Here is a 14977-nt window from a genome sequence, read left to right on the forward strand (position 1 = left end):
GAACCATGAAACAGTATCTTGATTTGATGCAGAAAGTGCTCGCCGAGGGCACGCCAAAAAATGACCGCACCGGTACTGGCACGATCTCTATCTTCGGCCATCAGATGCGTTTTAACCTGCAGGAAGGCTTCCCGCTGGTGACCACCAAGCGCTGTCATTTACGCTCCATCATCCATGAACTGCTGTGGTTCCTGCAGGGCGACACCAACATTGCCTATCTGCACGAAAATAACGTCACCATCTGGGACGAGTGGGCGGATGAGAATGGCGATCTGGGGCCGGTTTACGGCAAACAGTGGCGTTCCTGGCCTGCGCCGGACGGCCGCCATATCGACCAGATCGGCACGGTCATGGAACAGCTGAAAAATGACCCGGATTCCCGCCGCATCATCGTGTCGGCGTGGAACGTCGGCGAGCTGGATAAAATGGCGCTGGCGCCGTGCCATGCGTTCTTCCAGTTCTACGTCGCCGACGGCAAGCTCTCCTGCCAGCTGTATCAGCGCTCCTGCGACGTGTTCCTCGGCCTGCCGTTCAACATCGCCAGCTATGCGCTGCTGGTGCATATGGTGGCGCAGCAGTGCGATCTGCAAGTGGGCGACTTTGTCTGGACCGGCGGCGACACTCACCTGTACAGCAATCACCTGGAGCAGACTAACCTGCAGCTGAGCCGCGAACCGCGTCCGCTGCCGAAGCTGGTCATAAAACGCAAACCGGCGTCGATTTTCGACTACCGCTTTGAAGACTTCGAAATCGAAGGCTATGACCCGCATCCGGGAATTAAAGCGCCTGTGGCGATTTAACCTCTCTGTAGTGATGACAAACCGGCGCCACCAGCGCCGGTTTTTTTTGCCCTCCGCAAAATTTTGCGAGCCGGATTCCTGCCGTCGTTCAACATCCTGCAACCGCCAAATATTTTCCCGAGCCGCGACGCGAACCGTAGATTTACCATTCGAATTGATAATCAGAGCAACGCATACTCGGCGCCATGAACAGACAGCTTGGCTACACCCTAATTGAAATGCTGGTCACCATGATGCTGGTGATCATCCTCAGCGCCAGCGGTATGTACGGCTGGCAGCGCTGGCAACAGCAACAGCGCCTGTGGCAGGTCGCCTGCCAGGTGCGCGATTATCTCGTGCTGCTACGCGATGACGCTAATTGGCACAACCGCGATCGCGTCATTAACGTCGGACATTCGCCCGCAGGCTGGTGTCTGGGCGTAAGCGGCGTGGAAGCTGACTGTCACGCGAAAACGCCTTTTACCCTGCAGCCGCTGTGGCCGGGAATTACGCTGCAACATTTGACGGCAGGCATCGGTTTTTACGGCCTGCGCAACAGCGCCTGGGCCGGGCATATCCTGCTGCAAAGCGAGGTCGGGTCGTGGCGGATCGTTGTCTCTAACTGGGGGCGCATACGCCTGTGCCGGGAAGGAGAGGAATTATGCCAGTAGCAGCGCGCGGCTTTTCGCTCATTGAAACGCTAATCGCTATGGCGATAGGCTCTGTGTTACTGCTGGGGGCCGCTCGTTTCCTTCCGGCGCTACAGCGCCAGATTCTTCGCCAAACGCAGCAGCAGGCGCTGGAAAACGAACTATGGCAGCGGGTCTATGCGTTAGCCAAACACCTGCAGCGAGCCGGATATTGCGCGGGTCACTGTAATGGTCAGGCGCTGGCGATAGCCGACGGCGGACAGTGCGTCATCGTTCGCTGGGATGGTAACAGTAACGGCACTTGGGATTTGGCGCCGGAGGCCGATGCCGATTCTACCGGTTTTCGCCTGCGCGACGGAGCGCTGGAAACGCGGCGCGGCGTTACTGACTGCGGCGGAAAAAATTGGGAGAAAATGACTAATCCCGCCGCTATCACGGTCACGCGCTTTCAGGTTGAGCGGCAGGCGGTAAGCGGGTTTTCTCCTGAACTTATCGTTACCCTGGGGGCGCAGGCGCAATCGGACTCGCGTATTTCCGCCGAGGCGCAATATCAGGTAACGGGGTTCAACCTGTGAAACGCCAGCGCGGAGTATCATCACTGCTGATGGTGCTGCTGCTACTGGCGCTGGGCAGCCTGTTATTGCAGGGGATGAATCAGCAGCAGCGATCGCTGCTGGCGCAGGTGAGCGCCGAAACCCAGGCAATTCGCGATACGGCCGCCGCGCAGTCGGCGCTGCAATGGGGCAAAGGGGTGAACTGGCCGCTGCAGAGCGCAGTTGCGTGTCAACAGGAAAACAGCCAACGCTGGCGCGCGTGTCTGCGGCTTTTTAATGATGGCCGCGCGCTGCTTATCGCCGGCAGCGGCACGATACAGCTGTGGCAGTCAGCGTCGATTGAACAGGGCAGGCTGCGGTATTTAGCGCATGGCTGGAGCGACTTTTGCCCGTTGAAGGAGAGTGCGTTATGCCTGATGCCGTAGCGCGTCAGCGCGGTTTTAGTCTGGCGGAGACATTATTAGCGATGGCGCTGTTAATCATGACCATCACGGCGCTTGGCGGCTATCATCGCGGGCTGGCCAGCGGCGCCGCTCAATTGAACGCCTATCGCCAGCAGTGGCGCGACGCGTGGCGCTTGAGCCTGCTTGTTCCTTCGGCGCAGCCCTATAAAGGACAAATAAGCCGCGTGCAGACATCGAGGCAAAGTTGTGTCAGCATCACGGTAACGATCACCATGCCCGCCGCTAAGCGGGTGCAGATGACCCGGCTACATTGCCCGGTAAATCAGTAGTCAGGAGCGAATATGTTAAGGGTGTACCACTCAAACCGTCTGGATGTGCTTGAAGCGCTGATGGAGTTTATCGTCGAGCGCCAGCGGCTGGATGACCCTTTCATGCCGGAAATGGTGCTGGTGCAAAGTACCGGTATGGCGCAATGGTTGCAGATGACGCTGGCGAAGCGCTTCGGCATTGCGGCGAATATCGAGTTTCCGCTGCCTGCCAGCTTTATCTGGGACATGTTCGTTCGCGTGCTTGACGATATTCCCGGCGAGAGCGCCTTCAGTAAACAGAGCATGAGCTGGAAGCTGATGACCCTGCTGCCGCAGTATCTCGACGATGAAGCCTTCGCGCTGTTGCGCCACTATCTGAGCGATGATAGCGACAAACGTAAGCTGTTCCAGCTGGCCGTGCGGGTAGCCGATCTGTATGACCAGTATCTGGTCTATCGCCCGGAGTGGCTGATGCGCTGGGAGGCCGATGAACGGGTTGACGGGCTGGGCGACGCCCAGCAGTGGCAGGCGCCGCTGTGGAAAGCGTTAGTCGAATACACCGCGGAGCTGGGGCAACCGCTGTGGCACCGCGCCAATCTGTACCAGCGCTTTATCAGCGCGCTGGAAAACGCTGACCAACCGCCAGCCGGGCTGCCGTCGCGGGTCTTTATCTGCGGCATTTCGGCGCTGCCGCCGGTGTATTTGCAGGCCCTGCAGGCGCTGGGCAAGCATGTCGATGTCTATGTACTCTTCACTAACCCCTGTCGCTACTACTGGGGTGATATTAAAGATCCGGCGTTTCTTGCCAAACTGATGTCGCGCCAGCGCCGCCACCACCGCGAGGCGCGCGAGCTGCCGCTGTTCCGTGACACCGAACAGGCGCCGGGATTGTTTAATGATGATGGCGAGCAGGATGTCGGCAATCCGCTGCTGGCCTCGTGGGGCAAGCTCGGGCGCGATTATATCTATCTGCTAGCCGGGCTGGAGCGTTACGAAGAGCTGGACGCCTTTGTCGATATCGCCCCCGATAACCTGCTGCATAACCTCCAGGCCGATATTCTTGAGCTGCGCAACGCCGCGGTGGCGGGGCGTTCCGCGCAAGAGTTCGCCAGCAGTAAGAGCAAGCGCCCGCTGGCGATTGAAGACCGCAGCCTGGCTATCCACGTCTGCCATAGCCCGCAACGTGAAGTGGAAGTGCTGCACGACCGACTGCTGGCGATGCTGGAAGAAGACCCGGCGCTGACGCCGCGCGATATTATCGTGATGGTCGCCGATATCGACAGCTACAGTCCCTATATTCAGGCGGTCTTCGGCGCAGCGCGCGGCGAACGCTGGCTGCCGTGGGCGATTTCCGACCGTCGGGCGCGAGAATCGCACCCGGCGCTACAGGCGTTTATCACGTTGCTTTCTCTGCCGGACAGCCGCTTCGCCAGCGAAGATGTGCTGGCGCTGTTGGATGTGCCGGTGCTGGCGGCGCGCTTCAATATCAATGAAGAGGGGCTGCGCTACCTGCGCCAGTGGGTCAATGAATCCGGCGTACGTTGGGGTATGGATGACGACAACGTGCGCGAAATGGATCTCCCGGCGACCGGGCAGCACACCTGGCGTTTTGGGTTAACGCGTATGCTGTTGGGATATGCGATGGACAGCAGTCAGGGCGAGTGGCAGTCGGTGCTGCCCTATGATGAATCCAGCGGGCTGATTGCCGAATTGGTAGGGAATCTCGCGTCGTTACTGATGCAGCTTAATCTGTGGCGCCGCGGTCTGGCGCAGGATCGCCCGCTGGCAGAGTGGCTGCCGGTGTGCCGCGATCTGCTCACGGATTTCTTCCTGCCGGATAGCGACACCGAAGCGGCGCTGGCGCTGATTGAACAGCAATGGCAAGCCATCATCGATGGCGGTCTGGATGCGCAGTACGGGGCTGCCGTGCCGCTATCGCTGCTGCGCGATGAGCTGGCGCAGCGCCTCGATCAGCAGCGGATCAGCCAGCGTTTCCTGGCCGGGCCGGTGAATATCTGCACCCTGATGCCGATGCGCTCTATCCCTTTCAAGGTCGTCTGCCTGTTGGGGATGAACGATGGCGTCTACCCGCGTACACTCGCGCCGCTGGGATTCGATTTAATGAGCCAAAAACCGCAGCGCGGCGACCGCAGCCGTCGCGATGATGACCGTTATCTGTTCCTGGAAGCGCTGATGTCGGCCGAACAGAAGCTATACATCAGCTACATCGGCCGCTCAATCCAGGATAACAGCGAGCGCTATCCTTCGGTGCTGGTACAGGAACTGGCGGACTATATCGGTCAGAGCCACTGCCTTGAAGGCGATGAAGCGCTGGACTGCGATGCCAGCGAACGCCGCGTTAAGGAGCACATTACCCATCTGCATACGCGTATGCCATTCGATGCCGCCAATTATCTGCCGGATGAAGATCAGAGCTATGCAAAAGAGTGGCTGGCCGCCGCCAGCCAGCAGGGAGAGGCGCATAGTGAATTTATCCAGCCGCTTGCGCCGCTCGATATCGACACGCTGCCGTTCGAACAGCTGTTACGCTTTTGGCAGCATCCGGTGCGTGCTTTCTTCCAGCAGCGTCTGCGGGTGAATTTCCGCTCTGAAGAGAGCGAGATCCCCGAAGATGAGCCTTTCGTGCTTGAAGGGCTAAGCCGTTACCAGTTGAACCAACAGTTGCTGAATACGCTGATTGAACAACAGGATGCGTCAGCGATGTATCGTCGTTTTCGTGCGGCGGGTGAGCTGCCTTTTGGCGCGTTTGGCGAACTGGCATGGGAGGCGCAGCGTCAGGAAATGCAGAACCTGGCTGAGCGGGTTATCGCCAGTCGTCAGCCCGCGCAAAGTATGGAGATCGACCTACAGTGCAACGGTATCAATCTCACCGGCTGGCTACAGCAGGTACAGCCGGATGGGCTATTGCGCTGGCGTCCGTCGCTGCTGAGCGTCTCTCAGGGCGTGCAACTTTGGCTGGAACATCTTGTCTATTGTGCTAGCGGCGGTCTCGGCGAAAGTCGGTTGTTCGTGCGCAAAGAAGGCGAGTGGCGTTTCCCGCCGCTGGCGGCGGAGCAGGCGCAGGCGTACCTGAATGAGCTAGTAGAAGGCTACCTGCAGGGGATGTCAAAACCGCTACTGCTGTTGCCGGAAAGCGGCGGCGCGTGGCTAAAAGCCTGTTACGACGCGGAAAAGGATGTCATGTTAATGGATGACGAAACGCAACAAAAAGCCCGCAGTAAGTTCCTTCAGGCCTACGAAGGTAATATGGTGGTGAGCGGCGAAGGTGCCGATATCTGGTACCAGCGCCTGTGGCGCACTCTGGAGCCTGCGTACTATGAAGAGATTATCGCGCAGGCGCAGCGTTATCTGTTGCCGATATTTCGTTTCCATCAGTCCGAATAAAATTGTAATAGTATAAAAATTGCGCAGAAGAAGGTTGTTCATTTATTATGCGCATCGAATCACGGACTGATGTTGTAAATACCTTGAAGATGGCGTTTTGCCTGATGATGGGTATCCACGCTGATGCTATGCAGCGCGAAGTTTGTTAATGATGAGGTCCGTGAATGCCCCGCAGTTTATGGTTCAAAGTTCTTGTTGTAGTGGTCGCCCTTTGGGCGCCGTTAAGTCAGGCAGACACCGGATGGCAACCGATTCAGGAAACCATTCGTAAAAGCGAAAAAGATCCCCGTCAATATCAGGCCATTCGCCTGCAAAACGGCATGGTCGTGCTGCTGGTATCCGATCCGCAGGCGGTGAAATCGCTGTCGGCGCTGGTGGTGCCGGTGGGTTCATTACAGGATCCGGCCGATCATCAAGGGCTGGCGCACTATCTCGAGCATATGACCTTAATGGGCTCGCAGAAGTACCCGCAGCCTGACAGCCTTGCTGAATTTCTCAAAATGCACGGCGGCAGCCATAATGCCAGCACCGCGCCGTATCGCACCGCGTTCTATCTTGAAGTGGAAAATGACGCGCTCAACGGCGCCGTCGATCGGCTGGCTGATGCCATTGCCGCGCCGCTGCTGGATAAAAAATATGCCGAACGCGAACGTAACGCGGTCAACGCCGAATTGACCATGGCGCGCACCCGGGACGGGATGCGCATGGCGCAGGTGAGCGCTGAAACCATCAACCCTGCGCACCCGGCTTCACAATTTTCCGGCGGTAACCTCGATACGCTAAGCGATAAGCCTGGTAGCCCGGTGCTTGATGCGCTGCACGCTTTCCGCGACCGCTGGTACTCGGCAAACCTGATGAAGGCGGTCATCTACAGTAATAAGCCACTGCCTGAGTTGGCAAGCATTGCCGCCGCGACCTACGGGCGGGTGCCAAACCACGACATCAGCAAGCCGGAAATTACCGTACCGGTTGTGACCGATGCGCAGAAGGGCATTGTGATTCACTACGTGCCGGCGATGCCGCGCAAAGTTCTGCGCGTTGAGTTCCGCATTGATAACAACAGCGCTCAGTTCCGCAGCAAGACCGATGAGCTGGTGACCTATATGATCGGCAACCGCAGCCCCGGCACTTTATCCGACTGGCTGCAGAAGCAGGGGCTAGCGGAAGGGATTCGCGCGGATTCCGATCCGGCCGTCAACGGCAATAGCGGCGTGCTGGCCATCTCCGCTACCCTCACCGATAAAGGTCTGGCGCACCGCGATGAAGTTACCGCAGCAATCTTCAGCTACCTGAATTTGTTGCGTACTCAGGGTATTGATAAGCGCTACTTTGATGAGTTAGCCCACGTGCTGGAGCTCGATTTCCGCTATCCGTCGATTAACCGCGATATGGATTATGTGGAGTGGCTGGCCGATACCATGATTCGCGTGCCGGTAGAGCACGTACTGGACGTGGTTAATATCGCCGACCGCTATGATGCCCAGGCGATTAAAGACCGTCTGGCGATGATGACCCCGCAAAATGCGCGTATCTGGTACATCAGCCCGAATGAGCCGCACAACAAAACCGCTTATTTCGTCAATGCGCCTTACCAGGTTGATAAAATTAGCCCCCAGACCTTCGCCGACTGGCAGCAAAAATCTGCGGCCATCAAGCTGCAGCTGCCGGCGCTGAACCCGTATATTCCGGATGATTTCACGCTGATTAAGAGCGATAAGGCGTACCCGCATCCGGAGCTTATCGTCGATGAGCCGACGCTGCGCGTGGTGTATGCCCCAAGCCAGTACTTTGCCAGCGAACCGAAGGCCGACGTCTCTCTGGTGCTGCGTAACCCGCAGGCGATGGACAGCGCGCGCCGGCAGGTGATGTTCGCGCTGAATGATTATCTGGCCGGCATTGCGCTTGACCAGCTCAGCAACCAGGCCGCGGTAGGTGGAATCAGCTTCTCGACCGGCGCCAACAACGGTCTGATGGTTAACGCCAACGGCTATACCCAGCGCCTGCCGCAGCTCTTTACCGCGCTGCTGGACGGCTACTTTAGCTATACGCCGACCGAAGAGCAGCTTGAGCAGGCGAAGTCCTGGTATGCCCAGATGATGGATTCGGCGGACAAAGGCAAAGCCTATGATCAGGCGATTATGCCGATTCAGATGCTGTCGCAGGTACCCTATTTTGAGCGCAAAACGCGCCGCGCGCTGCTGCCGTCAATCACTCTGAAAGAGGTGATTAACTATCGCGATAACCTGAAAGCCAGGGGGCGGCCGGAGCTGCTGGTCATCGGTAACATGAGCGCCCGGCAGTCAACCGATCTGGCCCGCCAGATCCAAAAACAGCTTGGCGCCGATGGTAACGAGTGGTGTCGCAACAAAGACGTGCTGATCGACAGCAAACAGCTGGCGATATTTGAAAAAGCAGGCAGTAGCACCGACTCCGCGCTGGCGGCGGTTTTCGCGCCGCCAAACGTCGATGAATACAGCAGCATGGCCGCCAGTTCACTGTTGGGGCAGATTATTCAGCCCTGGTTCTACAACCAGTTACGTACTGAAGAACAACTCGGCTATGCGGTATTTGCCTTCTCAATGAATGTTGGCCGCCAGTGGGGGATGGGCTTCCTGCTACAGAGTAGCGATAAACAGCCTGCTTTCCTCTGGCAGCGCTTCCAGGCTTTCTTCCCGACGGCGGAAGCCAAACTGCGGGCGATGAAGCCGGAAGAGTTTGCCCAGATCCAGCAGGCGGCGATTAGCCAGATGCTGCAGGCGCCGCAAACGTTGAGCGAAGAAGCGTCAAAGCTGAGCAAAGATTTCGATCGCGGTAATATGCGTTTCGATTCACGTGATAAAGTAGTGGCTCAGATTAAACTGCTGACGCCGCAAAAACTTGCCGACTTCTTCCATCAGACGGTGGTGGATCCGCAAGGCATGGCACTGTTATCCCAGGTTTCCGGCAGCCAGAACGGCAAGGCGGAATACGCCGCCCCTGAAGGCGGCAAGGTATGGGAAAGCGTCAGCGCATTGCAGAAATCCTTACCCCTGATGCGAGAGAATGAATGACCGAAACCGCTGAGTCTCTTGACCCACTCCGCTTGCCCCTGACGGGCGAGCGGCTGATAGAAGCCTCCGCGGGCACCGGAAAAACTTTTACCATCGCCGCGCTATATCTCCGGCTGCTGCTGGGGCTGGGGGGCGAATCCGCTTTCCCCCGGCCGGTCAGCGTGGAAGAGCTGCTGGTGGTGACCTTTACCGAAGCGGCGACGGAAGAGCTGCGCGGGCGAATCCGTAGTAATATCCACGAGCTGCGGATTGCCTGCCTGCGCGAAAGCGCCAGCGATCCGCTCTACGCATCTCTACTTGCGGAAATTGCCGATAAAAACCAGGCGGCGCAAACGTTGTTGCTGGCGGAACGGCAAATGGACGAGGCCGCGGTCTTTACCATCCATGGTTTCTGTCAGCGAATGCTGAGCCTCAACGCCTTCGAGTCCGGCATGCTGTTTGAACAGCAACTGATCGAAGACGAATCCCGCCTGCGTTATCAGGCCTGCGCCGACTTCTGGCGTCGCCACTGCTATCCGCTGCCGCGCGATATCGCCGCCGTGATCCATGAACAATGGAAAGGGCCGCGCGATCTGCTCAAGGCTATAGACCGCTGGCTGCAGGGCGAAGCGCCGCAGCTAAAATCGCCGCCGCCCGCGGAAGAGACGCTGGCAAGCCGCCATCAGCAAATCCTGGAACGTATCAATGCGCTGAAGCAGCAGTGGCGGGAGCAGGTGGGTGAAATTGAAAACGTGCTGGAAAGCTCAGGGCTCGATCGCCGCAAGTTCAACCGCGGTAACCAGGGCAAGTGGATCGAAAAGGTAAGCGCCTGGGCGCAGGAAGAAACGCTAAGTTATCAGCTGCCTGATGCGCTGGAAAAATTCTCGCAACCGTTCCTCATTGAGCGCACCAAAGACGGCGGCGAACCGCCTCTGCATCCGCTATTCAGCTCGGTAGAGGCGCTGCTTGCCTCACCGCTGACCTTAAACGATCTGGTTATCGCCAGGGCGATGGTCGAGATCCGCGAAGCGGTCGCCCGCGAAAAGCGGCGTCGAGGCGAACTGGGCTTTGACGACATGCTAAGCCGTCTTGACGACGCGCTACGCGGCGACAGCGGCGAAGCGTTGGCCAGCGCCATCCGCCAGCGTTTCCCGGTGGCGATGATCGATGAGTTCCAGGATACCGATCCGCAGCAGTATCGTATCTTCCGCCGCATCTGGCGTCGCCAGCCGGATACGGCTTTGCTGTTAATTGGCGACCCGAAACAGGCGATTTACGCCTTCCGCGGCGCCGATATTTTTACCTATATGAAAGCGCGCGGTGACGTTGCCGCCCACTATACGCTGGATACCAACTGGCGTTCGGCGCCGGGCATGGTACAGAGCGTTAATCGTCTGTTCGGCCTGAGTGATAATCCATTCATGTTCCGCGAGATCCCATTCTTGCCGGTGAAGCCAGCCGCTAAAAATCAGACGTTGCGCTTTACCATTGATGAGAAGCCGATCCCGGCGATGAACATGTGGTTAATGCCTGGCGAAGCCGTCGGTTCTGGCGATTATCAGTCCTTTATGGCGCAATTATGCGCGACGCAGATCCGCGACTGGCTCAGCGCCGGCCAGCAGGGACGCGCGCTGCTGTGGCGTGGCGAAAACGCTGAGCCGGTGCGCGCCTCCGATATCACCGTGCTGGTGCGTAACCGTCTCGAAGCGGCGCTTATTCGCGATGCGCTGCAGCTCTTGTCAATCCCGTCGGTCTATCTCTCAAACCGCGACAGCGTTTTTGAAACCCCGGAAGCGCAGGAATTACTGTGGGTTCTACAGGCGGTACTGGCGCCAGAGCGTGAAAACACGCTACGCAGCGCGCTGGCAACGTCGATGTTTGGCCTTAACGCGCAGGATATCGAAAACCTCAATCAGGATGAACGAGCCTGGGATGCGCTGGTAGAGGAGTTCAGTGAATACCGGCAGATCTGGCGCCAGCGCGGCGTAATGCCGATGCTGCGCGCGCTGATGGGGGCGCGTCATATAGCCGAAAACCTGCTGGCGACCCACGGCGGCGAACGCCGTTTGACCGATATTTTGCATATCAGCGAATTATTGCAAGAAGCAGCGAATCAGCTCGAAAGCGAGCACGCGCTGGTGCGCTGGCTGACGCAACATATCGCCGAACCGGACAGCAATGCTTCCAGCCAGCAGATGCGTCTGGAGAGCGATAAGCATCTGGTGCAAATCGTCACTATCCACAAATCAAAAGGACTGGAATATTCGCTGGTCTGGCTGCCATTTATCGCGCGCTTTCGTAAACAGGATCAGGCGTTTTATCACGACCGCGATTCCTTTGCCGCGGTCCTCGACCTTGGAGAAGGGGAGAATAGCCTTGAGCTGGCGGAAGCCGAGCGCCTGGCGGAGGATTTACGCCTGTTGTACGTCGCCCTGACCCGCGCGGTGTGGCACTGCAGCCTCGGGGTTGCGCCGTTAAGTACCCGCCGTAGCGATAAACCTGGCAACAGCGATTTTCATCACAGCGCCCTCGGCCGTCTGCTGCAGGACGGCGAGCCGATGGACGCGGCGGGATTAACCGCGCGGCTACAGGCATTGTGCAGCGATGATATTGCGCTATGCCTTCCCGATAGCATGGACCAGACGCCGTGGCAGGCGCCGGAAAACGCGCTGCCGCCGCTTTCGGCGCGGACCCTTGAACGCCAGGTTATGGACGACTGGCGGGTGACCAGCTATTCCGGCCTGCAGCAGCATGGTTCCAGCGCAGGTCAGGATCTGCTGCCGCGTCTTGATATCGACGCCGCGGGCGTGGGCGAGGTGGCGGAAGAGCCGCAGCTCACGCCTCATCAGTTCCCGCGCGGCGCGTCGCCGGGGACATTTCTGCATAGCCTATTTGAGGATCTCGATTTCAGTCAGCCGGTACCGGTTGACTGGATGGCGCAAAAACTACAGTTGCACGGTTTTGGCGAAGAGTGGGCGCCGGTGTTGAGCGAATGGCTGGACGGCGTGCTGCGAACACGCCTGCCGGGGGCAGAAATCGCCCTGAATCAGCTGGGCGCCCGGGATAAACAGGTGGAAATGGCCTTCTATCTACCGATTGAACAACCGCTGGATCCGCTGCAGTTGGACGCGCTGATCCGCCGCTATGATCCGCTCTCGGCTGATACCCCGGCGCTCGATTTCCGCCAGGTCCGCGGCATGTTGAAAGGGTTTATCGATCTGGTATTTCGTCACGATGGCCGCTATTACCTGCTGGATTACAAATCTAACTGGCTGGGAGAAGACCGCGAAGCTTACACCCAACAGGCGATGACCCAGGCGATGCGCCTGCATCGTTATGACCTGCAGTACCAGCTGTATAGCCTGGCGCTGCATCGCTATCTGCGTCACCGTATTGCCGATTATCACTACGAACGGCACTTTGGCGGCGTCATTTATCTCTTTTTACGCGGTATGGACGGGCAGGAAGGCGGGCAGGGGATCTTCACCACCCGCCCGGCGCAGCCGCTGATTGACGGCCTCGATGCGTTATTTGCCGGTGTTACTCAGGAGGTGGGCTCATGACCATGGATGAACTGCTGCTGGCCGCCGCCGAGCAGCGTCTGCTGCGGCCGCTGGACGTACAGTTTGCGCTGATGGTGGCGCAGGATGCCCCTCCGGCAGTGAAGCTGGCCGCCGCGCTGCTGAGCCGGGATGCCGGCGAGGGGCATGTCTGTCTGCCGCTGTCGCGCCTCAACGCTGAAGAAGCGCTAAGCGGCAAGGCCGGCGAGATCCGCGACCAGTTGCTGGCGATGGCCGGCGCGCCCCAGGACTGGCCTCAATTGTTGCTTTCTTCGTCAGCGGTGAGCCGCGGCGACGAACCGACGCCGATGATTTTATGCGGCGACAGGTTGTACCTGAACCGCATGTGGCGTAATGAACTCACCGTCGCCCGCTTCTTTAATGAGACGAACCGGGTGCTGGAGGTCGATGAAGGGCGGCTAATGGCAACCCTGAATGAACTCTTTCCGGCAACCGACGATATCGACTGGCAAAAAGTTGCCGCGGCGGTGGCGCTGACCCGGCGCATTTCGGTGATTTCCGGCGGCCCCGGCACCGGCAAGACCACCACCGTCGCGAAGCTGCTGGCGGCGCTGATTCAGATTAACGACACGCCGCGCTGTCGAATTCGGTTGGCGGCACCGACCGGTAAAGCGGCAGCGCGCCTGACAGAATCTCTGGGATCGGCGTTAAGAAAACTTCCGCTTAGCGAGGAGCAAAAAGCGCTGATTCCCGCCGATGCCAGTACCCTGCATCGCCTGCTGGGGGCGCAGCCCGGTAGTCAGCGCATGCGCTACCACGCTGGTAATCCGCTGCATCTGGATGTGCTGGTGGTCGATGAAGCGTCCATGATCGACCTACCGATGATGTCGCGCCTGATTGATGCTTTGCCGGAGCACGGGCGAGTGATCTTTCTTGGCGATCGCGATCAGCTTGCCTCCGTGGAAGCCGGTGCGGTGCTTGGCGATATCTGTGCCTGGGCGACATCCGGCTATACCGCGGCGCGAGCGCAAGAGCTGTCGCGGCTGACTGGCGCAACGGTGCCGGCGGGCGAGGGGCAGATGGCCGGAGCGCTGCGCGATAGTCTATGTCTGCTGCAAAAAAGCTACCGCTTTGGCAGTCACTCCGGCATTGGCAGCCTGGCGCGGGCGGTCAACGCCGGTGCGCGTGCGGACGTGAAAGCGACGTTACGCCAGCCGTTTGACGATATCGTTCTGCGGCCGCTCAGCACTACCGAGGAGTATGAAGCGATGCTGATGGCGGCACAGGAGGGCTACGGCCGTTATCTGCAACTGCGCCGCGAGCAGGCCGCGCCGGAACAGATGATTGCCGCCTTCGGCGAGTTTCAGCTGCTGTGCGCGCTGCGTGAAGGGCCTTACGGGGTAAGCGGCGTGAATGAACAGCTGGAGCAGATGCTCCACCGTAAGCGGGCGATAACGCTACCGCGCCATTCACGCTGGTACGATGGCCGTCCGGTGATGATTTCCCGGAACGATAGCGCGCTGGGGCTGTTTAACGGCGATATCGGCATTGCGCTGGAACGGGACGGCGACCTACGCGTATGGTTCCCGATGCCGGACGGCAGCATTAAATCGGTGCAGCCAAGCCGCCTGCCGGAACACGATACCGCATGGGCAATGACGGTGCATAAGTCGCAAGGGTCGGAGTTCGATCATGCGGCGCTGATCTTACCTTCTCGTAGCGTACCGCTAGTAACCCGCGAGCTGGTTTATACTGCGATAACCCGCGCCAAACGGCGCCTGTCGCTTTATGCCGACGAGCAGGTACTGGCGCAGGCCATCGTGACGCGGACCGAGCGGCGCAGCGGCCTGGCGGAGATTTTCGCTGCTCAGTGAAACCTGAATCTGCCGGGTTCAGTACCCGGCAGCTGATAGGCGGTAATTAAAGGCATAATCCACCGCGGTAGTATGGAACAGGTGGCAAAGATGTTTTGATTCGCGCAAAGGAAAGGGGATGGTTATCCTCATTAAATGAAATATAAAAGTAAACCTATCCAAACGACAGAAACGGAATTGATGGCAAAGAAACGTCCCACGGCGTTTTGTGCAACTGAGGGTGAAAATATATATGTGAAGGTTATGAAAATAATTGAAATGATAAGGTTAAACACAGAGAGCATGAAAGCAAAAATAGCCACCTCGAAAGCTGGTACAAACACGGTTCCTTTGTACGTACCATTCAGGTGCAGAATGAATAGCAGCAGCCAGGGATATATAGAGAGCGTGATAACAATGATGCTGATATTACGGGTAAACCAGTTGACAGAATTATCCATAAATAGTCTATTT

10 protein-coding genes are annotated in these 14977 nt (G+C 58.4%); 9 read left to right on the forward strand and 1 reads right to left on the reverse strand.

The features are described from left to right. Window positions 1-5: 5 nt before the first annotated feature. The 9 genes from thyA (at window position 6) to recD (ending at window position 14524) form a co-directional block, all read left to right on the forward strand. Window positions 6-800 (forward strand): thymidylate synthase, encoded by a 795-nt coding sequence (thyA, locus tag ABLV78_RS04835; protein ID WP_045398131.1) that lies wholly within the window; start codon window positions 6-8, stop codon window positions 798-800. A 185-nt stretch (window positions 801-985) separates the two neighbouring features. Continuing rightward, on the forward strand, window positions 986-1450 hold the full coding sequence (locus tag ABLV78_RS04840; protein WP_047044203.1) for a prepilin peptidase-dependent protein: 465 nt from the start codon (window positions 986-988) through the stop codon (window positions 1448-1450). Next, the gene (locus ABLV78_RS04845; protein ID WP_045398125.1) at window positions 1441-2004 is read left to right on the forward strand and encodes a prepilin peptidase-dependent protein; all 564 of its coding nucleotides are present in this window, start codon (window positions 1441-1443) and stop codon (window positions 2002-2004) included. Before ABLV78_RS04840 ends, ABLV78_RS04845 begins: the two co-directional genes overlap by 10 nt. After that, complete coding sequence (locus ABLV78_RS04850; protein ID WP_047044205.1) at window positions 2001-2408, forward strand: DUF2509 family protein; 408 nt, start codon at window positions 2001-2003, stop codon at window positions 2406-2408. Before ABLV78_RS04845 ends, ABLV78_RS04850 begins: the two co-directional genes overlap by 4 nt. After that, complete coding sequence (locus ABLV78_RS04855; protein ID WP_045398118.1) at window positions 2393-2716, forward strand: prepilin-type N-terminal cleavage/methylation domain-containing protein; 324 nt, start codon at window positions 2393-2395, stop codon at window positions 2714-2716. Before ABLV78_RS04850 ends, ABLV78_RS04855 begins: the two co-directional genes overlap by 16 nt. A gap of 12 nt (window positions 2717-2728) precedes the next feature. Continuing rightward, the gene (gene recC, locus ABLV78_RS04860) at window positions 2729-6100 is read left to right on the forward strand and encodes an exodeoxyribonuclease V subunit gamma (protein ID WP_047044208.1); all 3372 of its coding nucleotides are present in this window, start codon (window positions 2729-2731) and stop codon (window positions 6098-6100) included. A gap of 164 nt (window positions 6101-6264) precedes the next feature. Next, entirely contained in the window at window positions 6265-9150 is a 2886-nt protein-coding gene (gene ptrA / locus ABLV78_RS04865) for a pitrilysin (protein ID WP_047044210.1), read from the forward strand. After that, window positions 9147-12692 (forward strand): exodeoxyribonuclease V subunit beta, encoded by a 3546-nt coding sequence (gene recB / locus ABLV78_RS04870; RefSeq protein ID WP_047044212.1) that lies wholly within the window; start codon window positions 9147-9149, stop codon window positions 12690-12692. Before ptrA ends, recB begins: the two co-directional genes overlap by 4 nt. Further along, window positions 12689-14524 carry an exodeoxyribonuclease V subunit alpha gene (gene recD / locus ABLV78_RS04875; protein ID WP_047044214.1) on the forward strand — a complete coding sequence of 612 codons (1836 nt, stop codon included), beginning with the start codon at window positions 12689-12691 and terminating at the stop codon, window positions 14522-14524. Before recB ends, recD begins: the two co-directional genes overlap by 4 nt. Before the next feature lie 131 nt (window positions 14525-14655). On the opposite strand, the gene ABLV78_RS04880 is transcribed toward recD, so the two are convergent. Continuing rightward, window positions 14656-14964, reverse strand: a complete 309-nt coding sequence (locus ABLV78_RS04880) for a hypothetical protein (protein ID WP_047044216.1) — start codon at window positions 14962-14964, stop codon at window positions 14656-14658. Window positions 14965-14977: the final 13 nt, after the last annotated feature.

The organism is Klebsiella sp. CN_Kp075, assembly GCF_040065055.2.
Lineage (GTDB): Bacteria > Pseudomonadota > Gammaproteobacteria > Enterobacterales > Enterobacteriaceae > Klebsiella > Klebsiella aerogenes.